Origin of the sequence: Aquabacterium humicola, from assembly GCF_030167915.1 — a bacterium.
GTDB lineage: Bacteria > Pseudomonadota > Gammaproteobacteria > Burkholderiales > Burkholderiaceae_C > Pseudaquabacterium > Pseudaquabacterium humicola.
On record NZ_JARGNB010000002.1, the window covers coordinates 1,264,501 to 1,289,751 of the forward strand.

General features: G+C 69.7%; 22 protein-coding genes and 1 tRNA gene. 16 read left to right on the forward strand and 7 right to left on the reverse strand.

Annotation, left to right across the window (positions count from 1 at the left end):
* Positions 1-6: 6 nt before the first annotated feature.
* From P1K89_RS16020 to P1K89_RS16030, 3 genes are read right to left on the reverse strand one after another with little or no spacing between them, the layout of a single operon-like run.
* Positions 7-2,091 (reverse strand): transglutaminase TgpA family protein, encoded by a 2,085-nt coding sequence (locus tag P1K89_RS16020; RefSeq protein WP_284617435.1) that lies wholly within the window; start codon positions 2,089-2,091, stop codon positions 7-9.
* Positions 2,091-3,038, reverse strand: a complete 948-nt coding sequence (locus P1K89_RS16025) for a DUF58 domain-containing protein (protein ID WP_284617436.1) — start codon at positions 3,036-3,038, stop codon at positions 2,091-2,093. The genes P1K89_RS16020 and P1K89_RS16025 overlap by 1 nt, the downstream gene beginning before the upstream one ends.
* A complete protein-coding gene (locus P1K89_RS16030; RefSeq protein ID WP_284617437.1) occupies positions 3,035-3,964 on the reverse strand; it encodes an AAA family ATPase in 930 nt (309 codons plus the stop codon). Before P1K89_RS16030 ends, P1K89_RS16025 begins: the two co-directional genes overlap by 4 nt.
* A 36-nt stretch (positions 3,965-4,000) precedes the next feature.
* Between P1K89_RS16030 and P1K89_RS16035 the strand changes: the two genes are divergently transcribed.
* The 7 genes from P1K89_RS16035 (at position 4,001) to P1K89_RS16065 (ending at position 13,072) form a co-directional block, all read left to right on the forward strand.
* On the forward strand, positions 4,001-4,936 hold the full coding sequence (locus tag P1K89_RS16035; protein ID WP_284617438.1) for a histone deacetylase family protein: 936 nt from the start codon (positions 4,001-4,003) through the stop codon (positions 4,934-4,936).
* A gap of 7 nt (positions 4,937-4,943) precedes the next feature.
* On the forward strand, positions 4,944-6,182 hold the full coding sequence (locus tag P1K89_RS16040) for a mechanosensitive ion channel family protein (protein WP_284617439.1): 1,239 nt from the start codon (positions 4,944-4,946) through the stop codon (positions 6,180-6,182).
* 411 nt (positions 6,183-6,593) lie between these two features.
* A complete protein-coding gene (locus P1K89_RS16045) occupies positions 6,594-8,438 on the forward strand; it encodes a thiamine pyrophosphate-binding protein (RefSeq protein ID WP_284617440.1) in 1,845 nt (614 codons plus the stop codon).
* A 40-nt stretch (positions 8,439-8,478) separates the two neighbouring features.
* On the forward strand, positions 8,479-9,228 hold the full coding sequence (locus tag P1K89_RS16050) for an SDR family oxidoreductase (protein ID WP_284617441.1): 750 nt from the start codon (positions 8,479-8,481) through the stop codon (positions 9,226-9,228).
* Between the two features lie 10 nt (positions 9,229-9,238).
* On the forward strand, positions 9,239-10,069 hold the full coding sequence (locus P1K89_RS16055; protein ID WP_284617442.1) for a citrate/2-methylcitrate synthase: 831 nt from the start codon (positions 9,239-9,241) through the stop codon (positions 10,067-10,069).
* Positions 10,066-10,893: a citrate synthase family protein gene (locus tag P1K89_RS16060; RefSeq protein ID WP_284617443.1), complete on the forward strand. Its 828-nt coding sequence runs from the start codon at positions 10,066-10,068 to the stop codon at positions 10,891-10,893. Before P1K89_RS16055 ends, P1K89_RS16060 begins: the two co-directional genes overlap by 4 nt.
* 58 nt (positions 10,894-10,951) lie before the next feature.
* The gene (locus tag P1K89_RS16065) at positions 10,952-13,072 is read left to right on the forward strand and encodes a TonB-dependent receptor plug domain-containing protein (protein WP_284617444.1); all 2,121 of its coding nucleotides are present in this window, start codon (positions 10,952-10,954) and stop codon (positions 13,070-13,072) included.
* A 31-nt stretch (positions 13,073-13,103) separates the two neighbouring features.
* Here the strand turns inward: P1K89_RS16065 and P1K89_RS16070 are convergent, their stop codons facing one another.
* The gene (locus P1K89_RS16070) at positions 13,104-14,630 is read right to left on the reverse strand and encodes a fumarate hydratase (protein WP_284617445.1); all 1,527 of its coding nucleotides are present in this window, start codon (positions 14,628-14,630) and stop codon (positions 13,104-13,106) included.
* A 28-nt stretch (positions 14,631-14,658) separates the two neighbouring features.
* Complete coding sequence (locus tag P1K89_RS16075) at positions 14,659-15,267, reverse strand: TIGR00645 family protein (RefSeq protein ID WP_284617446.1); 609 nt, start codon at positions 15,265-15,267, stop codon at positions 14,659-14,661.
* Positions 15,268-15,440: 173 nt separating this feature from the next.
* Here P1K89_RS16075 and acs point away from each other — a divergent pair, with 173 nt between their 5' ends.
* Positions 15,441-17,420, forward strand: a complete 1,980-nt coding sequence (acs, locus tag P1K89_RS16080; protein ID WP_284617447.1) for an acetate--CoA ligase — start codon at positions 15,441-15,443, stop codon at positions 17,418-17,420.
* Positions 17,421-17,584: 164 nt separating this feature from the next.
* The gene (locus tag P1K89_RS16085; RefSeq protein WP_284617448.1) at positions 17,585-18,394 is read left to right on the forward strand and encodes a CsgG/HfaB family protein; all 810 of its coding nucleotides are present in this window, start codon (positions 17,585-17,587) and stop codon (positions 18,392-18,394) included.
* Between the two features lie 90 nt (positions 18,395-18,484).
* Here the strand turns inward: P1K89_RS16085 and P1K89_RS16090 are convergent, their stop codons facing one another.
* Positions 18,485-18,790 carry a c-type cytochrome gene (locus P1K89_RS16090; protein ID WP_284617449.1) on the reverse strand — a complete coding sequence of 102 codons (306 nt, stop codon included), beginning with the start codon at positions 18,788-18,790 and terminating at the stop codon, positions 18,485-18,487.
* A gap of 110 nt (positions 18,791-18,900) precedes the next feature.
* Here P1K89_RS16090 and P1K89_RS16095 point away from each other — a divergent pair, with 110 nt between their 5' ends.
* Entirely contained in the window at positions 18,901-19,191 is a 291-nt protein-coding gene (locus tag P1K89_RS16095; protein WP_284617450.1) for a TIGR04438 family Trp-rich protein, read from the forward strand.
* Between the two features lie 47 nt (positions 19,192-19,238).
* Here P1K89_RS16095 and ilvD read toward each other — a convergent pair whose 3' ends face one another.
* A complete protein-coding gene (gene ilvD, locus P1K89_RS16100) occupies positions 19,239-20,921 on the reverse strand; it encodes a dihydroxy-acid dehydratase (RefSeq protein WP_284617451.1) in 1,683 nt (560 codons plus the stop codon).
* Positions 20,922-21,022: 101 nt separating this feature from the next.
* Here ilvD and P1K89_RS16105 point away from each other — a divergent pair, with 101 nt between their 5' ends.
* From P1K89_RS16105 to P1K89_RS16130, 6 genes are all read left to right on the forward strand, one after another.
* The gene (locus tag P1K89_RS16105; protein WP_284617452.1) at positions 21,023-21,958 is read left to right on the forward strand and encodes a LysR family transcriptional regulator; all 936 of its coding nucleotides are present in this window, start codon (positions 21,023-21,025) and stop codon (positions 21,956-21,958) included.
* Between the two features lie 19 nt (positions 21,959-21,977).
* Complete coding sequence (gene lgt / locus P1K89_RS16110) at positions 21,978-22,793, forward strand: prolipoprotein diacylglyceryl transferase (RefSeq protein WP_284617453.1); 816 nt, start codon at positions 21,978-21,980, stop codon at positions 22,791-22,793.
* Between the two features lie 11 nt (positions 22,794-22,804).
* A complete protein-coding gene (dnaQ, locus tag P1K89_RS16115) occupies positions 22,805-23,542 on the forward strand; it encodes a DNA polymerase III subunit epsilon (protein ID WP_284617454.1) in 738 nt (245 codons plus the stop codon).
* Positions 23,543-23,588: 46 nt separating this feature from the next.
* Positions 23,589-23,663 (forward strand) — tRNA-Val (locus P1K89_RS16120).
* A 97-nt stretch (positions 23,664-23,760) separates the two neighbouring features.
* Positions 23,761-24,651 (forward strand): tyrosine-type recombinase/integrase, encoded by an 891-nt coding sequence (locus P1K89_RS16125; RefSeq protein ID WP_284617455.1) that lies wholly within the window; start codon positions 23,761-23,763, stop codon positions 24,649-24,651.
* On the forward strand, positions 24,633-25,235 hold the full coding sequence (locus P1K89_RS16130) for an SRPBCC family protein (protein WP_284617456.1): 603 nt from the start codon (positions 24,633-24,635) through the stop codon (positions 25,233-25,235). The genes P1K89_RS16125 and P1K89_RS16130 overlap by 19 nt, the downstream gene beginning before the upstream one ends.
* Positions 25,236-25,251: the final 16 nt, after the last annotated feature.

The following is a 25,251-nucleotide window of genomic DNA, read 5'->3' on the forward strand; positions in this document are numbered from 1 at the left end:
GGCCGATTATCCCGGCTGCTGCAGCGCGATCGGCCGGCCGTCGCGGCGCAGGCGCGCGGCGGCGCGCGCGAAGCCGGACCACCAGCCCGGGCCCGGCAGGCGGCGGTTCTCCGGCCCGTAGCGCAGTTGCTCGAGCCGGTCGAGCGACTCGGCCAGCGCTGCGCCGGCGTCGCCGAAGCGCTGGCGCACGCGCCGCGCCAGCAGGCCCGGCCCGTCCTGCGGCCCGGCCTCGACGCCCAGCGGCGCAAGCAGGCCGCGCATGCGCGCATGCAGGCGCAGCCATGGGTCCTGGCGATGGCGGTCCCACCAGGCCCAGCCGGCCCCGCCGAGCGACACCGCGCTGGCGATGCCGATCAGCACGAAGGCCAGGTCCTGCCAGCTCGGGGCGCTGACGCCCAGCGATTCCAGCAGGTCGAACTGGCGCGAGCGCGAGTAGCTCATGACCCACTGGTTCCAGCGGTTGTCCAGCAGTTCCCAGGCCTGGCGCAGACGTTCGGCGAGCGCCGGGCTCATCGTGCTGAGCGCACCGGCGACCAGCCCCTGGCGCCCCGCCAGCGGCCGGCTGTCGAAGATGCGGTTCGGCGCGACGGCGGCGGTCGGGTCGGCGCGGCGCCAGCCGACGCCGGCCTCCCAGTACTCGGCCCACGCATGCGCGTGGCTCTGCCGCACCGTCATCCAGCCGTCGGCATCGGCCGGCTCGGCGCCCTGGTAGCCGGTGACCACGCGCGCGGGCACGCCCATCGCCCGCATCAGCAGCACGAAGCTGGCCGCGTAGTGCTCGCAGAAGCCGAGCTTGCGGTCGAGCCAGAACTCGTCGACGGCCTGGCGCCCGTACTCGCCCGGCGCCAGCGTGTAGCTGAAGCCGCCGCCGCGGATGTGGTCCAGCAGCGCCTGCGCCAGCGTGAACGTGCTCGCGTTCTCCAGCGCCGGCGTTGCGCGCAGCGCGCGCGCCCAGGCGACCGCGCGCGGATTGCTGCCTTCGGGAAGACGCGTCAGGTCGTAGCGTCCCGGCAGGTCCTGGGTCGGACCGAGGGTGTAGGTCGACCATGCGCGTGCGCTGAGCTGCAGGCGCTCGGCGACGAGCCGGTCGGTCTGCCACTGCAGGTCGGGCGTCAGCGTCAGCGTCCAGCCGCGCAGCACCGGCGCGGCGCCCGCCTCGCCGGGCGTGGCTTCCAGCAGCGGCAGCAGCGGCAGGCGGATCGGCTCGATCAGCATCTCGTACGCGCGCGCACCACCACGCAGCTGCAGCTCGGGCGCCTGCAGGCGCAGGCCCGGCCGCGGGCGCGCCTGGTGCCACTCGACGCCGTCGAAGATCGGCAGCACCGGGCCGCGGAAGTACAGCAGCTCGGACGGCGGCGGGCGGCCCTCGAAGCGCACCCGGAAGGCGATGGTGTCGTCGTTGGCGATCTCGGCGACGCCGCCCATGCGCAAGGTGCCCGACAGGCCGGTCTTGCCCAGGCCGTCCTGCGGCAGCCCCCACAGCGGCCCGAAGCGCGGGAACAGCACGAACAGCACCAGCATCAGCGGCAGCCCGAGCAGCGCGCTGCGCGCGGCGATGCCGCCGGCGCGTTTCAGCGACGGCCGGCCCACCGGCATGCTCGACAGCACCTGCGCCGTCATCAGGCCCCAGGTCGACACCATCATGGACAGCGCGGTCAGCAGCGACTGCGAGTACAGGCAGTGCGTCAGCACCAGGAAGAAGCCGAGGAAGAAGACGACCAGCGCATCGCGTCGCGCCCGCAGCTCCAGTGTCTTCAGCGCCATCAGCACGACCAGCATCGTGACCCCGGCATCCTTGCCGAACAGTGTGCGCTCGGTCCACAGCGTCAGCAGCGTCGCGATCACCAGCAGCGCGATCACCGGCCAGCGGCCGGGCAGCGGCGCGTTGTTCAGCGCGAGGTGGCCGCGCCAGATCAGCACCACCGCGGTCAACGCGCTGCACCACCACGGCAGGTGCGACAGGTGCGGCAGCACCGTCCAGGCGATGACCGCCAGCTGGAACAGCGTGTCGCGCGTCTCGCGCGGCAGCAGGCCCCAGTTCGCCCAGCGCCGCGCGCTGTCGATCGGCTGCAGCGCCGACGCGGCCTTCATCACGCCGCCTGCCAGAGCGCCAGCGCCTCGAGCGCCGCGCGCCGCTGCACCTCGCCGCTGGCACACGCCAGTTCCTGGCCCGGCAGGCGCAGCCCGAAGCTGGTGCCGCGCTGTTCGGCGGCCAGCACCCAGGCGGCCAACCGCGACAGGCGGGCCTCGCTCTCGGGCAGCGTGGCGAGCTGGTAGTCGAGCCACAGCTCGCGGCTCGCGCTGGCGCTGGTATCGCGGCTGACCATCTCGCCGCTCTTGGCCGTCTTCTTCCACACCACCTGGCGCAGCGTGTCGCCGCGGCGGTAGGCGCGCACGCCGTCGAACTCGCCGCCGGAACGCACCTGCGCCTGCGGCGGCCCACCCGGGGCCGCCTGCGAGGACGGCAGCGCATGGGCCGGATGCTCCGGTCGCGGATAGACCAGCACCTGGCCCGCGGGCCGCCAGACCGTCCACGCGCGGAACAGGCCGAGCGGAAAGTGCGTCTCCGCCATCAGCGTCGGCAGCTCGTGCAGGCCACGGGTGGACGGCACGAAGGCGAGGCGGGCGCTGCCCGAGCCCTGCATCGGCACGTCGACCCAGGCCATGCCCTGCGCTCCGGCGCGGTAGATGCCGAGGCCCAGCCCGTTGCGCTCGCGCCCGGGGTTGCTCAGCACCACCTCCAGCTGCGCGCGTTCGCCGGCGAACACCGGCTGCGGGCTCTTCACGCGCAGCGTCAGCCCCCGCAGGTTGGCATGCGTCTGGACCATCCCGACGAGGCCGGCGCCACCGAGCAGGAAGGTCAGCGCGAAGCCCAGGTTCAGCTGGTAGTTGATCGAGGCCAGCAGCATCACGATCAGGGTCAGCGCATAGGCCCAGCCGGCGCGCGTCGGCAGGATGTAGATGTTGCCCTGGCCCAGCGTCCAGCTGTCGCTGCGCGGCAGCCGGTTCTCGAGGTAGGTCCTGAGGCGCTCGATCACGGTAAGGGGATGGCTTCGACCATCGCGCGCACCTGCTCGACGCGGCCGCGGCCGGCCGAGGCCACCGGCACCAGCCGGTGCGCGGCGGTCTGCGGCAGGATGGCCTGCAGGTCGTCGGGGGCCACGTAGTCGCGCCGCGCCAGCAGCGCGCGGGCACGCGCCGCGCGCAGGATCGCGATGGCGGCGCGCGGGCTCAGGCCCTCGACGAACCACTGGCCCGAACGGGTCGCGGCGACCAGCGCCTGCAGGTAGTCGAGCAGCGCGTCGGACACGGTGATGCGCTGCACCGCGGCCTGCGCCTCCACCAGGTCGACCGGCGACATCACCGGGCCCAGCCGCTCGATCACGTGGCGGCGGTCCTCGCCGGCCAGCAGTGCACGCTCGGACAGGCGGTCCGGGTAGCCGAGCGTGATGCACATCAGGAAGCGGTCGAGCTGGCTCTCGGGCAGCGGATAGGTGCCGAGCTGGTCGCTCGGGTTCTGCGTCGCGATCACGAAGAAGGGCTTGGGCAGCGCGCGGGTCTCGTTCTCGACGCTGACCTGGTGCTCTTCCATCGCCTCCAGCAGCGCGCTCTGCGTCTTCGGGCCGGCGCGGTTGATCTCGTCGGCCAGCAGCACCTGCGTGAACACCGGGCCGGGATGGAAGACGAAGCTTTCCTTCGAGCGCTCGTAGACGCTGACGCCGACCAGGTCCGAGGGCATCAGGTCGGCGGTGAACTGCACGCGCGAGAACCGCAGCCCCAGCGACACCGCCAGCGCGTGCGCCAGCGTGGTCTTGCCGACGCCGGGCACGTCCTCGATCAGCAGGTGGCCGCCGGCGAGCAGGCAGGCGATGCAGTCCTCGATCTGCGACCGCTTGCCGACGATGATCGTGCTAATCTGATCCGTGAGCCGGGCAAGGCGCTGCGCGAGGGGGGTATCGACCATGCGCGGCACCATAGCCCAAAAAACCCCGTCTCCCGAATGCCGACTGCGATCTATACCCACCGCGAGTGCCGTTTGCACGACATGGGCGCGGGCCACCCGGAGTGCCCGCAGCGCCTCGACGCGATCGCCGACCAGCTGATCGCCTCCGGCATCGACGTCGCGCTGGAGCACCGCGAGGCGCCACCGGCCACGCTGGCGCAGATCGAGCGGGCGCACAGCACCGCCTACGTGCTGCACATCCAGGACCTGCTGCGCCAGGTCGAGGCCAGCGGCGAGCCGCGGGCGGTCGACCCCGATACGATCGCCGGCCCGCACACCTGGCAGGCCGCGCTGCATGCCGCCGGCGCCGCCGTGGCGGCGACCGAGGCGGTGGCCCGCGGCGAGCTGCGCAATGCGTTCTGCGCAGTGCGTCCGCCCGGCCACCATGCCACGCGCGAAGAGGCGATGGGCTTCTGCTTCTTCAACAACGTCGCCGTCGGCGCACGCCATGCGCTCGACGTGCTGGGCTTCAAGCGCGTGGCCATCATCGACTTCGACGTGCACCACGGCAACGGCACCGAGGACATCATCGCCGGCGACGAGCGCGTGCTGATGTGCAGCTTCTTCCAGCATCCGCTCTATCCCGGCAGCGGCGCGGTGCCCAAGGGCACGAACATGATCAACGTGCCGATCCCGCCGTACACCCGCGGCATGGAAGTGCGGGAGATCATCGAGGCGATGTGGATGCCGCGGCTCGATGCCTTCAAGCCGCAGATGCTGTTCATCTCCGCCGGTTTCGATGCGCACCGCGAGGACGAGCTCGGCCAGCTCGGGCTCGTCGAGGCCGACTACAGCTGGATCACGCAGCGCGTCAAGGACATCGCCGACCGCCACGCCGGCGGGCGCATCGTGTCCTGCCTCGAAGGCGGCTACGCGCTGAGCGCGCTCGGCCGCAGCGTCGTCGCGCACCTGCGCGTGCTGGCGGACCTGTAGCTTAGCCGTGGGCGGCATCGACTTCGCTGCGCTGCTCGCGGCACTGCAGCGGCCGACCGTGCTGATCGAGGCCGCGGTCGTCGCGGTCTGCCTGCTGCTGGCCTGGGGCATCGTGCGCTTCGCGCACCGGACCGCACCCGGCAGCATCTGGTTCGGCGAACGCGGCTTCGACGGCGTGCTGTTCCCCTGGCTCGCGCTGGTGCTCGCGCTGCTGGCGCGCCTGCTGCTGAAGGCCTGGCTGCCGCTGGCGCTGTTCAAGGTCGCGGTGCCGGTGCTGATCAGCCTGGGCGTGATCCGCACGACGGTGCGCGTGCTCCAGGTGGCCTTCCCGCAGTCGCTGCTGGTGCGTGCGCTCGAACGCACGATCTCGTGGCTGGTCTGGGCGGTGCTGGTGCTGTGGCTGACCGACCTGCTGCCGCTGCTGCTGACCGAGCTCGAGGGCGTGCGCTGGAAGGTCGGCGGCGCCGACGTGAGCCTGCGCAGCCTGATCGAGGGGGCACTGAGCGCCGCGATCGTGCTGATGCTGGTGCTGTGGCTGTCCGCCACCATCGAGTCGCGGCTGCTGAAGGCCGAGAGCGTCAACCTGTCGGTGCGCAAGATCGCCGCCAACGCCACGCGCGCCGGCCTGCTGCTGATCGGCCTGCTGATCGCGCTGTCGGCCGCCGGCATCCCGCTGGGCGCGTTGTCGGTGCTGGGCGGCGCGATCGGCGTCGGCCTGGGCTTCGGGCTGCAGAAGCTGGCGGCGAACTACGTGTCGGGCTTCGTGATCCTGGCCGAACGGTCGCTGCGCATCGGCGATGTCGTCAAGGTCGACAACTTCGAGGGCCGCATCACCGACATCACGACGCGCTACACCGTGATCCGCGCGTCCAACGGCCGCGAGTCGCTGGTGCCCAACGAGCTGCTGATCACCCAGCGGGTCGAGAACAGCTCGTTCGCCGACACCCGCATCTCGCTGACGACGGTGGTGCAGGTGGCCTACGGCACCGACCTCGACGCGCTGATGCCCAGGCTGGTCGCCGCGATGGCCGGCGTGCCGCGCGTGCTGCCCGACCCGGCGCCCTCGGTGCAGCTGTCGGCCTTCGGCGCCGACGGCCTGGAGCTCACGCTCGGCTTCTGGATCGGCGACCCGGAGAACGGCGGGGGCAACGTGCGCAGCGACGTCAACCTCGCGGTGCTGCGCACGCTGGATGAAGCCGGCGTCGAGATCCCGTATCCGCAGCGCGTGATGCGGCAGGCGTCCTAGCGGGCTTTCCGCACGGTCCGGGCTTCCCTCGAACCGGGGGGCCCCCGTATACCGCCATCGGGTTGCTCCCTATACTGCGTCGCTTCTAACAACTCGTTACCGCGTCGCCCGCATGGCTGAGGCGTTTGGTTGTTAGGGCCGTTTGGGGCTCACGATCCCAAGGGAAGACGGTCGAAGCCGACCGGCCGATGGCGCATTGAACGCCGTCGCCGCGGCGCAGCGTGACGAGGGACCGGGGGCCGCGTGCCACCGGTTGCCTCGGTCGGGGTCTCGTACCTGGCGGCCACAGCATGCCGCTCGGACCCCTTTCGAGGTTTGCCACTTGTCATCGCGCCGCACCCTGCCTTGCCCGCAGTGCAGCGTACCTGGACCTGCGCTTCGAGTTGGGGAGGGGATTTGGAAGCATCAGCCTTGAGCGGACTGCGGTCCGCTGCCGTCGCGCGCCCGGCCGACGTCACGCCGTTCGACAGCGCAGCCGACGCGGCGTCGCTGATCGTCGCGTACCTCGAGCAGATCGGCGTCGAGCACGTCTTCGGCATCCCGGGCGGCGCCGTCGAGCCGCTGTACGACGCCCTGGCACGCAGCGAACGCCGCGGCGGGCTGCGCCACATCGCCGCGCGCCACGAGTCGGGCGCCGCCTTCATGGCCGACGGCTATGCACGCGAGACCGGCCGCATCGGCGTCTGCATCGCCACCTCGGGTCCCGGCGCGACGAACATGATCACCGGCGTGGCCACGGCCTACGACAACCAGGTGCCGCTGCTGGTGATCACCGGCCAGCCACCACTGCCGTCCTTCGGCAAGGGCGCGCTGCAGGAGTCGGCCTGCACCGGCATCAACACTGTCGGCATGTTCCGGCACTGCACGCGCTTCAACTCGCTGGTCTCGCATCCCGAGCAGCTCGAGAGCAAGCTGGTCAGCGCGCTGATGCATGCCTACCAGACGCCGCAGGGCCCGGCCCACCTGTCGATTCCGCTCGACGTGCTGCGCAGCCCGCTGGCGCGCCGCGCGCAGGCCTATGACCTCGACTCGCTGCTGATGCGCAAGGCCGACCTCGTCGACGAAGGCAGCGTGCAGCGCCTGGCCGACGAGCTGCGCCAGACGCACCAGCCGGTGTTCATGGTCGGCGGCGGCGCCGGCGAGGCGATCGAGGAGATCCTGGCGCTGGCCGAACGGCTCGATGCGCAGTTCATCACCACGCCCGACGGCAAGGGCTTCGTCAACCCGCGCCATCGGCGCTTCCGCGGCGTGTTCGGCTTCGGCGGCCATGCCGCCGCCGATGCCCTGTTGCGCAGCGAGCCGGAGCTGGTGCTGGCCTTCGGCACGAGCCTGGGCGAATGGAACAGCGCCGGCTGGTGCGATGCCGTGCTCAACAGCCGCATGGTGCACCTCGACGGCTGCGACGAGAACCTGATGCGCTCGCCGATGGCACGGCTGCACGTGCGCGGCCGGCTCAAGGCCGTCTGCACGCGGCTGCTGCAGGTGCTGCGCGAGCGCGACGAGGTGCGTGCGCTGCCGGCAGCGCCGGTGCTGCCGATGCTGCCGGTACCGCCGGTGATTCGCGATGCGGACAGCCTGCTGCATGCGCCGGACGCCTTCCATTCCGATGCCGCGCCGGTCAAGCCGCAGCGGCTGATGAAGGAGCTGTCGGAACGCTGCCCGGCGAACACGCGCTTCGTCGCCGACACCGGCAACAGCACCGCGTGGGCGGTGCACTACCTGCAGCCGCACGACCGCCGCCTGCTGCGGCCGCGCGCCGACCTCGCCGAGGCGGCCAACGAGCGCCGCTCGGGCAGCGCGAGCTGGCTGCGCGTGACGATGGACTTCGCGCCGATGGGCTGGGCCATCGGGGCCGCGATCGGCATCGCCCGCGCGCGGGCGAACTGCCCGGTCGTCTGCATTACCGGCGATGGCAGCTACCTGATGAACGGCCAGGAGATCACCGTCGCGGCCGAAGAGCGCCTGCCGGTGATCTTCGTCGTGCTCAACGACCGATCGCTGGGCATGGTGCGCCACGGCCAGCGGCTGGCCGGCGCGGAGTCGATCGGCCACCAACTGCCGGCGGTCGACTTCCGCCTGATGGCCGCCGCAATGAACATCCCCGGCCACGTCATCGGCGCGCCGGAGGACTTCGAGCTGGTCGACTTCGAGGCCATGCTGCGCCGCAAGGGCCCGACCCTGCTCGACGTGCGCATCGATGCCGACGAGGTGCCGCCGCTGTCCGTGCGCATGAAGACACTGCGCACCGCGAAGTGAGCCGCGAACCGAATTTCAGCAACCACCGATGGAGTCTCGAATGCAACGTCTGGCCGGCAAGACCGTCCTGATAACAGGCGGCAACAGCGGCATCGGCCTGGCCACGGCCCGGCTGTTCCGTGACCATGGCGCACGCCTGGTCATCACCGGACGCAGCCAGTCCGGCCTGGAGCACGCCCAGCAGGCGCTGGGCGACGCGGTGATCGCGCTGCGCAGCGATGCCGGCGACCTGGCGCAGATCGACGCGCTGATGGCCACCGTCGCCGACCGCTTCGGCCAGCTCGACACGCTGGTGCTCAATGCCGGCGTCGCGCTTGCGGCACCGATCGACGGCGCCACCGAAGCGCAGTTCGACGAGATGTTCGCGGTCAACGTCAAGGGCACCTACTTCACGATCCAGAAGGCCTTGCCGCTGCTGCGGCCGGGCGCGTCGATCATCGTCACGACCTCGATCGCCAACCAGGTCGGCACGCCGGCGATGAGCATCTACGGCGCCAGCAAGGCCGCGCTGCGCTCGCTGGTGCAGACGCTGGGGCTCGAGCTGATCGGCCGCGGCATCCGCGTCAACGCGATCAGCCCGGGTCCGATCGCGACGCCGATCTTCGAGCGCTTCGGCCTGCCCGACGAGGTGGCGCAGGGCATCAAGGCGCAGATCGCCGGCAAGTCGCCGATGCAGCGCTTCGGCCAGCCCGAGGAGGTCGCGAAGGTCGCGCTGTTCCTCGCGTCGGACGATGCGTCGTATGTCGTCGGCGAGGAGATCGTCGTCGACGGCGGCATGAGCGTGGTCTGAGGGCGCGGGCATGAGCGACAAGACCCAACCGATCCACACCCGCATCTGGCACGAGGAGCCGGAAGCCGACAACCCGTTCGCGACCCGCGTCGCGCGCTGCCACGGCTACGACGTCTTCGGCGCCATGCTCGGCCGGGCGCGCTGGGTCGACATGCTGTACCTGCTGCTGCGCGGCGAGGCCCCCGGCGCGCAGCAGGCGGACCTGCTCGAGGCGCTGGCGGTGGCGCTGGCCAATCCCGGCCCGCGCGACGCGTCGGTGCATGCCGCGATGTGCGGCGGCGTCTGCGGCTCGACGGCGGCGTCGAGCCTGATCGCCGCGCTGGGCGTGGGCGCCGGCCAGCACACCGGCGCACGCGAAGTCTGGCTGGCGATGCAAGGCTGGTTGGCCGCCGGGTCGGACGTCGAGCGCTGGCGCGGCTGGCGCGCGTCGCTCGATGCGCCGGATGCCGTGGCCAGCACCTGGCCGCGCCGCGCAGGGTCGCCGGGCTTCGACCCGCACGGCGTGTCCACGCCGACCATCGTGCGGCAGCTGCTGACGCACCTGGCCGATCGCAGCCCCGGTGGGGTGCTGCCCTGGCTGCGCGAGCAGAGCAGTGCGCTCGAGCAGGCGGCAGGTGCTCCGCTGAACATCGCCGGCGTCGCCGCGGCGGCGTTCTGCGACCTCGGCTTCGATGCGCAGCAGGGCGAGATGCTGTTCCTGCTGCTGCGCCTGCCGGGCGCGGCGGCGCATGCGCTGGAGCAGGCCGGTTACGGCCACAAGCGCTTCCCGTTCTACGCGATCGAGATCGAGAACGACCCCGGCCCGCGCGTGCCGGCGCAACGAGAGGCGGTGGCGGCATGAAGGGCCCTGAACTGCTGCAGGCCCATGCGGGCCGGCTGAAGTCGAGCGCCGGCGGTTTTGTTCCGGGCGTGCGCGCGGTGTTCCGCGGGCACGACCTGCACGCCGACCTGGCGGACCTCGACTGGATGGCGCTGTACGTCTTCGGCATCACCGGCAAGCGCTACAGCGCGGCGCAGGTCGAGCTGATGCACGCGATCTGGACCTACACCAGCTTTCCCGATGCGCGGCTGTGGAACAACCGCGAGGCGGCGCTGGCCGGCAGCACGCGCAGCACCGGCGCGCTGGGCCTGTCGGCGGCGCTCGCGGTGTCCGAGGCCGCCATCTACGGCAGCGGCGTGCTGACGAAGTCGATCGACTTCTTCCTGCGCGCGCAACGCCGGGTCGCCGCCGGCGAGTCGGCCACCGTCTGTGCCGCCGAAGAGATCGAACGCCTGCGCGGCGTGCCGGGCTACGGTCGGCCGCTGACCTCGGTCGACGAACGCATCCCGCCGATGATGCGGCTGCTCGAGCGCCTCGGCTTCGACCAGTTGCCGCACATCCGGCTCGCGCTGGCGCTGCAGGAGCTGCCGCTGATGCGCCGCTACCGCCTCAAGCTCAACTACGGCGGCATGAGCGCGGCGATCGCGGCCGACCTCGGCATGTCGACCCGCGAGTACACGCTGTTCCTGTTCCCGTGCTTCCTGGCGGGCATGGTGCCGTGTTATGCGGAGGCCGCCGAGAAGCCGGCCGGCACGCTGTTCCCGGTGGGCTGCCGCGACGTGGCCTACGAAGGCGTGGCGCCGCGCAGCTGGGAGGCGTGTCGCCCGGGGCCAACGCCGCGTTGACCGTTCACCGAAGCGCGTGCGAGGATCACCCTCACCTCGATGTCCATGAGGGGATGGGGTGGGGACAAACCGAAGCTCGAAGCGGGCGCTGTCGCGCCTGCTGCTCGCTCAGGCCGTATTCGCCGCCGCCAGCTCCAGCGCTGCGCAGGCGGTCGAAGAAGATGATCTCGCGCAGGCCTACGGCGACAAGTCCTTCGTGACGATCGCCACCGGCGCGCGGGTGCCGCTGGCGCGCGCGCCGGCCGTGGCCACCGTCATCACGGCGGCCGACATCCAGGCCGTCGGCGCGACCGACATCGACGACGTGCTGCAGATGGTGCCCGGCCTGACGGTCGCTCACCTGCTGCCTTATGACAACAAGCCGATCTGGATCGTCCGCGGCATCGCGACGCAGTACAACCCGCAGGTGCTGCTGCTGATCAACGGCATCCCGATGACCAGCATCTACCTCGGCAACCGCGGCGATGTCTGGGGCGGCATGCCGGTGGAGAACATCGCGCGGGTCGAGGTCATCCGTGGCCCCGGCTCCGCGCTCTACGGCGCCGACGCCTTCGCCGGTGTCATCAACATCGTGACCAAGACGGCGACCGACATCGCCGGCACGCAGGTCGGCCTGCGCCATGGCTCGTTCAGCACCACCGACGGCTGGCTGCAGTACGGCGGCCGGGTCGGCGCCTTCGAGGTCGCGGCCCATCTCGGCATCGGCCGCACCGAGGGCCACAAGCGCATCGTCGAGGTCGACGGCCAGACGGTCAACGATGCGATCTTCGGCACGCGCGCCTCGCTGGCGCCCGGTCCGGTGAGCCTGGGGCGCCGCAGCCTGGATGCCCAGGTGGACATCGCGCGCAACGAGTGGCGGCTGCGCAGCAGCTACAAGCGGCGCGACGACGTCGGCAGCGGCGGCGGCGTGGCCGGTGCGCTCGACCGCGACGGCCGCAGCGAGACCGAGCGCTTCACCGCCGACCTGACCTACCACGACCCGAAGCTCGCACCCGGCTGGGACGTGACGGTGCAGGGCAGCTACTTCGACATGGCCACGCGTTCGCAGCTGGTGCTGCTGCCGCCGGGCACGGTGTTGCTCGGGCCGTTCCCCGAGGGCATGCTCGGCAATCCGGCGAAGTGGGAGCGCCACGCGCGGCTGACGGCCTCGGCCTTCTACACCGGCTTCGCGGGCCATCGGGTGCGGGTCGGCATCGGTCATGCGCGCGAGGACATCTACCGCATCGAGGAAAGCAAGAACTTCACGCTGGTGCACGTGCCCGGCATCGGCAACGTGCCGGCGCCGCTGGGCGCGCTGGTGGACGTGACCGCCACCGCGCCGTTCCTGGCGCCGCAGCGCCGCAACTCGAGCTTCGCCTACCTGCAGGACGAGTGGACGATCGCACGCGACTGGACACTGACGGCCGGCCTGCGCCGCGACCACTACTCCGACTTCGGCGACACGACGAACCCGCGCTTCGCGCTGGTCTGGGATGCGGCCTACAACCTGACCGCGAAGCTGCTGTACGGGCGCGCCTTCCGCGCGCCGTCGTACGTCGAGCTCTACGCGATCAACAACCCGGTGATCCTCGGCAACCCGAGCGTGCGTCCGGAGCGCATCCGCACCACCGAGGCGGCGCTGGCCTGGCAGCCGAGCGGCAACCTGCACCTCGGGCTGAACGTCTTCCGCTACGCGATGACCGACATCCTGCGGCCGGTGCCGAACGCCGATCCGACCACCGGCTCGACGACGCAGAACAGCGGCAGCCAGGAAGGCCGCGGCCTCGAGCTCGAGGCGCAATGGGACCCGTCGCGCGACCTGCGCCTGGCCGCCAACTACGGCAAGCAGCGCTCGACCGAAGGCAGCAGCGGCCGCGACGCCGGCATCGCGCCGCACCACCACCTGTACCTGCGCGGCGACTGGCGCTGGCGCGCGGGCTGGATGGCGAACCTGCAACTCAACCGCATCGCGGGCCGCGTGCGCGAGCCCGGCGACAGCCGTCCGCCGGTGGCCGACTACACCACCGTCGACATGACGCTGCGTTCGCTCGGCGGCACGCGGCAGTGGGAGATCGCGCTGAGCGTGCGCAACCTGTTCAACGCGGACGCCCGCGAGCCGAGCTTCGCGCCCGGCGCGCTGCCGAACGACTTCCCGCTGCCGCGCCGCTCGTTCTACCTGCAGGCGAGCTACCGGCTCTGAGCGCGCGCGGCGATGGCCGCGCTGCGATCTGTCAGGCGATGGCGACCGGGATCTTGCCGATCTTCGCCTGCCACTCCTTGGGGCCGGTGTCGTGCACGCTGGTGCCCTGGGAGTCGACCGCCACCGTGACCGGCATGTCCTTGACGTCGAACTCGTAGATCGCTTCCATGCCGAGGTCGGCGAAACCGACGACCTTCGCGGCCTTGATGGCCTTCGCCACGAGGTACGCGGCGCCGCCGACGGCCATCAGGTACGCCACCTTGTGCTTGCGGATCGCCTCGATCGCGACCGGTCCGCGCTCGGACTTGCCGATCATCGAGATCAGGCCGGTTTCGCTGAGCATCATCTCGGTGAACTTGTCCATGCGCGTGGCGGTCGTCGGGCCGGCGGGGCCGACCACTTCGTCGCGCACCGGGTCGACCGGGCCGACGTAGTAGATGACGCGATTGGTGAAGTCCACCGGCAGCTTCTCGCCCTTGGCCAGCATGTCCTGGATGCGCTTGTGCGCGGCATCGCGGCCGGTGAGCATCTTGCCGCTCAGCAGCAGCGTGTCGCCGGGCTTCCAGCTCGCCACTTCCTCGCGCGTCAGCGTGTCGAGGTTGACGCTGCGGCTCTTGTTGTAGTCCGGCGCCCACTTCACGTCCGGCCAGAGGTCCAGGCTCGGCGGGTCGATGTACGCGGGGCCCGAGCCGTCGAGCACGAAGTGCGCATGGCGCGTTGCCGCGCAGTTCGGGATCACCGCGATCGGCTTGCTCGCGGCATGCGTCGGGAAGGTCTTGATCTTCACGTCGAGCACGGTCGTCAGGCCGCCCAGGCCCTGCGCGCCGATGCCCAGCGCGTTGACCTTCTCGTAGAGCTCGATGCGCAGTTCCTCGAGCTTGCTCGACGGGCCGCGCTGCAGCAGCTCGTACATGTCGATGTCGTCCATCAGCGCTTCCTTGGCCAGCAGCACGGCCTTCTCGGCGGTGCCGCCGACGCCGATGCCCAGCATGCCGGGCGGGCACCAGCCGGCGCCCATCGTCGGCACCGTCTTCAGCACCCAGTCGACGATCGAGTCGCTCGGGTTGAGCATCTGCATCTTGCTCTTGTTCTCGCTGCCACCGCCCTTGGCGGCGACGATCACGTCCACCGTGTCGCCCGGCACCAGCTCCATGTGCACGACCGCGGGCGTGTTGTCCTTGGTGTTCTTGCGCTCGAAGATCGGGTCGGCCAGCACCGAGGCACGCAGCACGTTGTCGGGGTTCAGGTAGCCCTGGCGCACGCCGGCGTTGATGGCGTCGGCGATCGAGCCGCTGAAGCCTTCCCACTTCACGTCCATGCCGATCTTCAGGAACACGTTGACGATGCCGGTGTCCTGGCAGATCGGGCGCCGGCCCTCGGCGCACATCTTCGAGTTGGTCAGGATCTGCGCGATGGCGTCCTTCGCCGCGGCGCTCTGCTCGCGCTCGTAGGCGCGCGCCAGGTGCGTGATGTAGTCGGCCGGGTGGTAGTAGCTGATGTACTGCAGCGCGGCGGCGACGCTGTCGATCAGGTCGGACTGGCGGATCGTGGTGCTCATGACGGAAGTCTTTCGGGCGACGAAGGAATCAGTGCTTGGCGTTGGACGCGCCGGCACCGCCGAGGATGCGGTCGGACGCGGCGATGGCCATCGCCGAGAGCAGGAAGGCGATGTGGATCGCCGTCTGCCACATCATCGTCTTCTCGGTGAGGTTCGGCGCGTTGATGAAGGTCTTCAGCAGGTGGATCGAGCTGATGCCGATGATCGCCGTGCCGAGCTTGACCTTCAGCACCGAGGCGTTGACGTGGCTCAGCCACTCCGGCTGGTCGGGATGGCCCTCGAGGTCCATGCGCGAGACGAAGGTCTCGTAGCCGCCGACGATCACCATGATCAGCAGGTTGCTGATCATCACCACGTCGATCAGGCCGAGCACGACCAGCATGATCAGCGTCTCGTTGAAGGCGATCGTGCCGTCGGCCGCGACATAACCGGCGCTCTTGACCAGCTGTTGCAGCGCCTGCTGGTTGCCGAAGGCGGCCTCGACGAGGTGCACCAGCTCGACCCAGAAGTGGAAGACGTAGACACCTTGCGCGACGATCAGGCCCAGGTACAGCGGCAATTGCAGCCAGCGGCTGGCGAAGATCAGGTTGGGAAGCGGACGCAGGGGACGGTTGAGGTTCGGGCGGTCGGGGGTCATGAAGCGGAGGAAGGACGGGCGTGGGGTCGCACCGAATAGGATTTTAGGTGGCGCCTGTGCGACGATTTGCGGTCGTCCGGCCGGAGCGAGCGTTCCTCGGGAGTAAGCGGTTCGTAAGAGCCCCTGGATAGCGTCGCGGCAATTTTCCGGTTCCACCATTTCAGGAGACTTGCATGAGCGCTTCCAACGGCACGCACGAGCCGAAGATCTACGCCCCCTCCGAAGCCGTCGTGCGTTCGGCGCACGTCTCCGGCATGGCGGCCTACGAGGCGCTGGTGAAGGAGGCGCAGGCCGACCACCAGGCCTACTGGGGGCGCCTCGCACGCGAGACGCTGACCTGGAAGACCCCGTTCACGAAGGTGCTCAACGACGGCGAGGCGCCGTTCTTCAAGTGGTTCGAGGACGGCACGCTGAACGTGTCCTACAACTGCCTCGATCGCAACGTCGAGCGCGGCCTCGGCGACAAGACGGCGATCATCTTCGAGGCCGACGACGGCACCGTCACCCGCGCGACCTACAGCGACCTGCTGGCGCGCACCTGCCGCATGGCCAACGCGCTGCGCGAGCGCGGCGTGAAGAAGGGCGACCGCGTCGTCATCTACATGCCGATGTCGATCGAGGGCGTGGTCGCGATGCAGGCCTGCGCGCGCATCGGCGCGACGCACTCGGTGGTCTTCGGCGGCTTCTCGGCCCAGTCGCTGCGCGACCGCGTGCAGGACGCCGGCGCGGTGTTGCTGATCACCGCCGACGAGCAGGCGCGCGGCGGCAAGTCGCTGCCGCTGAAGGCCATCGTCGACGAGGCGATCGCGCTCGGCGGCTGCGAGAGCCTGAAGAACGTGATCGTCTACAAGCGCACCGGCGGCAACATCGCCTGGAACGCCGCGCTGGACGTCTGGCTGCACGATGCGCTGGCCGGCCAGCCCGACACCTGCGAGCCCGAGTGGGTCGGCGCCGAGCACCCGCTGTTCCTGCTCTACACCTCCGGCTCCACCGGCAAGCCCAAGGGCGTGCAGCATTCCAGCGGCGGCTACCTGCTGCATGCGGCGCTGACGACGAAGTGGACTTTCGACCTGAAGCCCGAGGACGTCTTCTGGTGCACCGCCGACATCGGCTGGGTCACCGGCCACACCTACATCGCCTACGGGCCGCTGGCGCTCGGCGGCACCGAGATCGTCTTCGAGGGCGTGCCGACCTACCCGGACGCCGGCCGCTTCTGGAAGATGATCCAGGACCACAAGGTCTCGATCTTCTACACCGCGCCGACGGCGATCCGCTCGCTGATCAAGGCCGCGGAGGGCAATGCGGCCGTGCATCCTGACCGCTACGACCTGACGAGCCTGCGGCTGCTGGGCACCGTGGGCGAGCCGATCAACCCGGCCGCCTGGGAGTGGTACCACAAGCACATCGGCGGCGGCCGCTGCCCGATCGTCGACACCTTCTGGCAGACCGAGACCGGCGGCCACATGATCACGCCGCTGCCGGGCGCGACGCCGCTGGTGCCGGGCTCGTGCACGCTGCCGTTCCCGGGCATCGACGCGGCGGTGGTCGACGAGACCGGCAACGAGGTGCCGAACGGGCAGGGCGGCATCCTGGTCGTGCGCAAGCCGTGGCCGAGCATGATCCGCACCATCTACGGCGACCCGGAGCGCTTCAAGAAGAGCTACTACCCGCCGGAGCTGAAGGGCTACTACCTCGCCGGCGACGGTGCGATCCGCGATGCGAAGACCGGCTACTTCACCATCACCGGCCGCATCGACGACGTGCTGAACGTCTCGGGACACCGCATGGGCACGATGGAGATCGAATCGGCGCTGGTTTCGCACACCGACCTGGTGGCCGAGGCGGCGGTCGTCGGGCGTCCGGACGAGACCACCGGCGAGGCGATCTGCGCCTTCGTCGTGCTCAAGCGCCCGCGGCCCACCGGCGAAGAAGCCAAGAAGATCGCCAAGGAACTGCGCGACTGGGTCGGCAAGGAGATCGGACCGATCGCCAAGCCCAAGGACATCCGTTTCGGCGACAACCTGCCGAAGACCCGCTCCGGCAAGATCATGCGCCGCCTGCTGCGCTCGATCGCCAAGGGCGAGCAGATCACGCAGGACACCTCGACGCTGGAGAACCCGGCGATCCTGGCGCAGCTGGCCGAGAACAACTGACGCCGCCGAAGGGCGCCCGCCGGTCGCGGTGGAACGCCCAGGTCGGGCTGCGAGCCCCGGCCGAAGGTCATCCGTGCGCCCGCGCGGCCCCTCAAAGTGGGGAGTCCGCCCGGGCGCGCGCCATTTCCGCCGCTACAGTGCCGCCGTCCAACGAGGTGAGTGGCATGCGACTGAAGATGGTGGTGGGAATGGCGGCGGCCGCGGCGGCCGTGGTGGCGCACGCGCAGGCGAGCGACGTGCGCGAGCGCGAGATCAGCGTGCCCAAGTGCGCGCAGCCGGTGGCCAAGGTGATCGTCAGCGAGATCAAGTGCAAGTCGGCCGACTGCGGCGCCGGCGCCGGCCAGCAGGACCCGAAGCGCTACCGCTGGTGGGAATACATGGGCGCCGGCAACACGGTGAAGCAACCGACCTACACCGGCGTCGGCACCGGCATGACCGACATGCTGGCGACCGCGCTCAGCCAGACCGGCTGCTTCGAGATCATGGAGCGCGCCCAGCTGGAGGAGATCAACAAGGAACTTGCGCTGGTCGGCAAGAAGGTGCAGGTGGAGGCGGCCGACTTCATGGTCGTCGGCTCGATCACCTCGCTCGGCTTCGAGCAGAGCTCGACCGGCCTCGGTGCGCTCGGCGGCCTGATCAAGGGGCCTTTGTCGGTGGTCGCCGGCAGCGTCGACTTCAAGAAGACCAAGGTCCACATGAACATGGACCTGCGCGTGGTCGACATCAATAAGGCGAAGATCGTCGGCTCGCGCACCTTCCAGGCCGACAACGAGCGCAGCGGCTTCGGGTTGTCCGGCGCGGGCTGGGGCGGCGGCGTGGGCCTGGGCGGCAGCCACGCCAGCATCACCGGTTCACCGCTGGAGGAAGTGGCGCGCGACCTGCTGGTGCGTTCGACCAGCTATGTGGCCGATGCGCTGGCGGCCAAGAACGTCACCGAGCGCGTGACGCTGACCGCAACCGAGCAGAAGAAGTGACGAGGCGCCGGCCCGCCGTCGGGGACGGCGGAACCGGCGCAGAAACGACAAAGCCCCGCATGCGGGGCTTCGTCGATGAGCGGGGACGATTTACTTGATCGTCAGCACCCAGGCGGCCAGCTGCTTGGCTTCGTCGGCGCTGACGCCGGGATTCGCCGGCATCGGCACCGCGCCCCAGACACCCGAGCCGCCCTTCTGGATCTTGTCCGCCAGCTTGGCGGCGGCGTCCTTCTGGCCGGCGTACTTGGCGGCGACGTCCTTGTACGCGGGGCCGACGAGCTTCTTGTCGAGCGCGTGGCAGGCCATGCAGGCCTTCTTCTGGGCCAGGTCGGCGTTCGCGAACGCGGGGCCAGCGAACACGGCGGCCAAGGTGACGAAGAGGGCAGCTTGTTTCATGGGGTCCTTTCGTGGCGTGGCCCGGTGGGCCGGCTGGAGTACAGTGCTCAAGACTCAACGAATTCTAGCCGGGGCGGTTGACGCCGCATCCTGGCGCCAAGGGGCTTGGCATGTGGTTCGTCGCCATCGGTTGTCTGTTCGTGCTGCTGAAGTGGGCGGATTTCACGGCCGTGGCCACCTGGTCCTGGCTGTGGGTGCTGTCGCCGTTTGCCGTCGCGGCGATCTGGTGGCTGATCGCCGACTTCACCGGCTACACGAAGAAGCGCCAGGCCGACCGGGAAGACCGCCGCGTCGCGGCGCGCCGCGAGCGGCACCTGGAGAACATGGGGCTGAACTTCAAGAAGCGCGGAACCACCACCGGCAAGCCGCGCGTGCAGACCGAGGACGAGCACCGGCGCTGAGGCCGGGCCCTTGATCGTCGCAAGGGGCGCCAGCGGCGCCCCTTCGTTCATTCGAAGCGGTCGAGCACCGCGCCGTGGCTGGCGCTGGCCGCACATTTCGCAAACTTCGCCAGCACGCCGCGGGTGTAGCGCGGCGCCGGAGCCTTCCACGCGGCGCGGCGGCGCGCGAGCTCGGCATCGTCGACGTTCAGCTGCAGCAGCAGCCGGTGCGCGTCGATGGTGATCGAGTCGCCTTCCTGCACCAGCGCGATCGTGCCGCCTTCGTAGGCCTCCGGTGCCACGTGGCCGACCACCATGCCCCAGGTGCCGCCGGAGAAGCGGCCGTCGGTGATCAGGCCGACTGATTCGCCCAGGCCCTGTCCGATCAGCGCGCCGGTCGGCGCCAGCATCTCGGGCATGCCCGGGCCGCCCTTGGGGCCGAGGTAGCGCAGCACCATCACGTCGCCGGCGACGATCTGCTTGGCCATGATCGCGGCCAGCGCCGACTGCTCGTCGTCGAACACCCGGGCCGGGCCGGTGATCACCGGGTTCTTCAGGCCGGTGATCTTGGCGACGCAGCCGTCGGTGGCCAGGTTGCCGCGCAGGATCGCGAGGTGGCCTTGTTCGTAGATCGGCGCGCTGATGTCGCGGATCACGTCCTGGTCGGCGCGCGGCGAATCGGGCACGTCGGCCAGGTTCTCGGCCACCGTCTTGCCGGTGATCGTGATGCAGTCGCCGTGAAGGAGGCCGGCCTTCAGCAGGATCTTCATCACCTGCGGAATGCCGCCGGCGCGGTGCAGGTCGACCGCCAGGTACCTGCCGCTGGGCTTCAGGTCGCACAGCACCGGGATCTTCCTGCGCATGCGTTCAAAGTCGTCGATGGTCCATGTCACTTCGGCGGCGTGCGCGATCGCCAGGAAGTGCAGCACCGCGTTGGTCGAGCCGCCGGTGGCCATGATCACCGCCACCGCGTTCTCGATCGACTTCTTCGTGACGATGTCGCGCGGCTTCAGGTCCGCCTTCACCGCGTTGACCAGCACGTCGGCCGCGCGGCGCACCATCGCGACGATCTCGTCCTCGACGTTGGCCATCGTCGACGCGAACGGCAGGCTGACGCCCAGCGCCTCGAAGGCCGAGGACATCGTGTTCGCGGTGTACATGCCGCCGCAGGAGCCGCTGCCCGGGATGGCGCGGCGCTCGATCTGGCAGAAGTCTTCCTCGCTCATGTTGCCGGCGGAGAACTGGCCGACCGCCTCGAACACGCTGACGATGTTGAGGTCCTGGCCCTTGTAGTGGCCCGGCAGGATGGTGCCGCCGTAGACGTAGAGCGAGGGCACGTTGGCGCGCAGCATGCCCATCAGGCCGCCGGGCATGTTCTTGTCGCAGCCGCCGATCACCAGCACGCCGTCCATCCACTGGCCGCCGACGCAGGTCTCGACGCAGTCGGAGATGACCTCGCGCGAGACCAGCGAGTACTTCATGCCCTCGGTGCCCATCGCCATGCCGTCGCTGATGGTCGGCGTGCCGAAGATCTGCGGGTTGGCGCCGGCGGCCTTCAGGCCCTCGACGGCGGCGTCGGCCAGGCGCTGCAGGCCGGAGTTGCACGGCGTGATCGTCGAATGGCCGTTGGCCACGCCGATCATCGGCTTGCCGAAGTCGCCCTCGGTGTAGCCCATGCCGTAGTACATCGAGCGGTTCGGCGCGCGCGCGACGCCTTCGGTGATGTTCTTCGAGCGGCGGTTGAAGGCCATGGCGGCAGCTCCCTTCAGCAGTGGAAGCCGGCAGTATCGGATCGGCGCTTGCCGCGCGTCCAATATATTTGTACCGTGATTCTGATTCACGGAGCAAATGAATGATCGAGCTGCGCCTGCTGCGCCAGTTCCTCGCGGTGGCCGAGGAGTTGCACTTCGGCCGCGCCGCCGCGCGCCTGCACATGACGCAGCCGCCGCTGACGCTGGCGATCCAGTCGCTGGAGCGCACGCTGGGCACGGCGCTGTTCGAACGCACGCGGCGCAGCGTCGCGCTGACGCCGGCGGGCGTCGCGCTGATGGCGCCGGCGCGGCGCCTGCTGGCCGGCGCCGACGACCTGCCGCGCATCGCCCAGGCCGCGGCGTCGGGCCTGTCCGGCACCCTGCGCCTGGCTTTCGTGTCGAGCATCGCCTACGGCCCGCTGCCGGAGTGGCTGCGCCGCTTCCGCGAGGCCCATCCGGACGTCGCGCTGCAGTTGCGCGAAGCGACGCTGGATGTGCAGCTGGCCGCCTTCGAGGCCGACGAGATCGACGCCGGTTTCGTGCTGCATGCGCCCTCGGCCGTGCCGCCCGGCTTCACGGCGCGGCGCGTGCTGGCCGAGCCGCTGGTGCTGGCGCTGCCGGAGCGCCATCCCGCGGCGGGCCAGCGCAGCCTGCGGTTCGCCGACATCGCCGACGAGCCGCTGGTGATCTTCCCGCGCCAGATCGCGCCATCGCTGTACGACGCCGTGCTGGCGGCCTATCGTGCGAATGACGCGACACCGCACATCGGGCAGGAGGCGATCCAGATGCAGACCATCGTCAACCTGGTCTCGGCCGGCATGGGCGTGGCGTGGGTGCCGCAGTCGCTGACGCGGCTGCAGCGGCCGGGCGTGGTCTACCGCCGCGTCGGGGCGGTGGACCTGCGCTGCGAGACCAGCCTGCTGTGGCGCGAGCCCGCGCCGCCGGTGGTCGAACGCTTCGTCGCGCAGGTGATGACGCTGCAGCGACAATCCGCGGCCGGCGCGGTCCGACCCCGGAGCGGACGGGCCGCGCCCTGACTACGTGGAGCCTTCCCCGATGCTCGTGCATCCCGAATTCGATCCGATCGCCCTCTCGCTGGGCCCGCTGAAGATCCACTGGTACGGCTTGACCTACCTGGTCGCCTTCGGGCTGTTCTTCTTCCTCGCCAACCGGCGCGCGAAGCTGCCCTGGTACGCCGAAACCGGCTGGAACCGGCGCGAGATCGAGGACCTGCTGTTCTGGGGCGTGCTCGGCACCATCATCGGCGGCCGGATCGGCTACGTGCTGTTCTACAAGCCGGGCGAGTACCTGGCGAATCCGCTCGAGGTCTTCGCGGTGTGGAAGGGCGGCATGTCCTTCCACGGCGGCATGCTCGGCGTGATCCTCGCGATGGTGCTGTATGCCCGCAAGCGCGGCCGCGACTGGCTGGAGGTCACCGACTTCATCGCCCCCTGCGTGCCCACCGGTATCGCCGCGGTACGCCTGGGCAACTTCATCAACGGCGAGCTGTGGGGGCGGCCGGCGGACCCGTCGCTGCCCTGGGCGATGGTGTTCCCGCAGGCCGGCGACGGCATCGCGCGCCACCCGTCGCAGCTGTACCAGGCGGGGCTGGAAGGGCTGACCTTGTTCGTGCTGCTGTGGCTGTACGCACGCTCGCCACGCAAGACCGGCCAGGTCTCGGGGGCGTTCCTCTTCGGCTATGGCGTGTTCCGCTTCACCGCCGAGTACTTCCGCCAGCCCGACAGCCACCTCGGCCTGCTGGCGCTGGGCATGAGCATGGGGCAGTGGCTGTGCGTGCCGATGATCGCCGGCGGCGCGCTGCTGTGGGCCTGGGCCGGCCGGCGCGAGGGTCGTCCGGTTCGCGCCCGGTAGGATCACGCCCCATGCGCCAGATCTTCCTCGACACCGAAACCACCGGCCTGAATCCCGAGAGCGGCGACCGCATCGTCGAGATCGGCTGCATCGAGATGGTCAACCGCCGGCTGACCGGCGTGGACAAGCATTTCTACCTGAACCCCGAGCGCAAGGGTGATGCCGAGGCGATCGCTGTGCACGGCCTGACCGACGAGTTCCTGGCCGACAAGCCGAAGTTCGCCGAGGTGGCCGACGAGCTCTTCGAGTACCTCGCCGGTGCGGACATCGTCATCCACAACGCCGGCTTCGACGTCGGCTTCCTGAACGCCGAGTTGAAGCGTCTGGGCCGCGAACCCTTCCACACGATCGCCGCGAAGGTGACCGACACGCTGGCGATGGCGCGCGAGATGTTCCCCGGCAAGGCGAACTCGCTGGACGCGCTGTGCCGGCGGCTGGAGGTCGACAACACGCACCGCACGCTGCACGGCGCGCTGCTGGACGCCGGGCTGCTGGCCGAGGTCTACATCCGCCTGACCCGCGGCCAGGACTCGCTGGTGATCCACCACGACGACGCCGACGCGTCGACGCCGCAGGCCGAGCTGGCGCGCGACCTGTCGGTCTTCGTGCTGCCCGTCATCGAGGCCTCGGAAGCCGAGGCGGCCGCCCACGAGGCGGTGCTGGCCGACCTGGACAAGGCTTGCGGCGGCAAGACGATCTGGCGCGCGGTGTTCGCTGCGAAGCTGGAGTCCGAAACGGCTATGGCATAATCCGCGCTTCGCTGACCGGCAACGGCAGCGAAACACCCGGAATTCCGGGCGGTTAGCTCAGCGGTAGAGCACTGCCTTCACACGGCAGGGGTCGCAGGTTCGAACCCTGCACCGCCCACCAGTTTTCTTGGTAAGTTGTTGATTTTGAAGGTCTAAGACGCACGCTTGCGGCGATTTTCAGCAACGGATCACGGCAGTGATCTTTGTAGGAGATCGAAGTGCGAAAGACCATCAACCTGGCCGCCGCCGTGCGCGCCATGGCCGACCGTCAGGCGGCCGACCTAACGCTCCAGGAGCTCGTCAAGGCCTACGCCGTTGCGAGCCTTGCTGATAGCGACCTGCGCCTTCGCAAGTGGACCGACGCATTCGGGCATGAGTCCGCGTGGCGCATCACCTCGGAGCACCTCGAAACGGCCGCGCAGGCCATGCTCGAGATCTACAAGCCTTCCAGCGTCAATCGCGACCTGTCCGCGCTCGGCTCGGTGTATCGCTGGGCGAGGGACCGGCGGTTGTCCCCGCGCGGCTTTCGTAGCCCGACGCTGGACGTGCGGCGGTACGACGAGGGCATCCGACGTGTCGAGATCACGGACGCCGAACTGCAGGCATTGCGCGACCGTGCCCTCGGTTTTCGCGACCGGCGCTTCGGGGTCTTCGTGTCGCTGTTAATGGACACCGGAGCACGCAAAGGCGAGTTGCTCGACCGGTCATGGGCTCAGGTCGATTTGGAGCGTTGCGAGATCACGTGCCCCACGACCAAGACCGGGGTTCCCCGCATCCTGCACTTCCGCCCCGCCACCGCCGATCTGATTCGTCGTGTGTACAGGACACACAAACCCGAGGCATTGCTGTTCGAGGGCAGGGTGCCGGGGCAGCGCATCGACTACAAGAAGGCATGGGCGACGCTGGTGGCCGACATCGGTCGGCCGGATCTGCACATGCATGACGTCCGTCACGCAGTGGCTGCGGCGTTGCTGCGCTCGGGTACAACCCTTGCCGTGGCGGCCCAGGTGATGGGCCACGATCCGGCCGTACTGGCGCGTCGGTACGGTCACCTTGAAACTGGTGCTTTGCGTCGGGCGCAGGAGCAGGCATGGGCGGCGACAAACTGATGCCGGATGACGAGGTGGACTTCGTGTCGATGCAAGCGGTCTACAACCGCGGGTACAGCATCGCGACCCTGGCCACAGCGATCGAAAAGGTTGGCTTACTCGGCCAAGATCGATACGGCCGATGGACGTTCTCGAACGAGAAGAACGCTGAACATGTCGTCCGAGCGCTCGACGCGCTGGCAGCCCGCTACTCCAAGGAAGCGCAACAGGATGGGTGGCAGCCTTCAGATGACGAGCCGCTGGGCAACCCCTGGTACGAGTGCGGGTGGCGGTCTGATGAGCAACCCGCCTTTGACGACATCCAGCGAGGGCTGGAGCCGGCCCCCCGCGTCAAGGGAACCACGAAGAGCAACAACGCGAACATCAACATCATCGGGACTTTGGTGGGGGTCCTCGACGGAACGTTGCAGGGACTGCCAAAGGACTTCGTCTACGAAAGTGACGCAAAGTTCTTCGACATCGTGTGTCCCTTGATGGAAGGTTACGCCGGGCTGAGCAGGCGAAACATGCAAGACAAATTCGCTGAGGGTCGTCATGCAATCGGCCTGCATGGTGGCCGCGCAGCTGGCGGCAGGAGCACGTAGCACCGCAAGTTCTCGG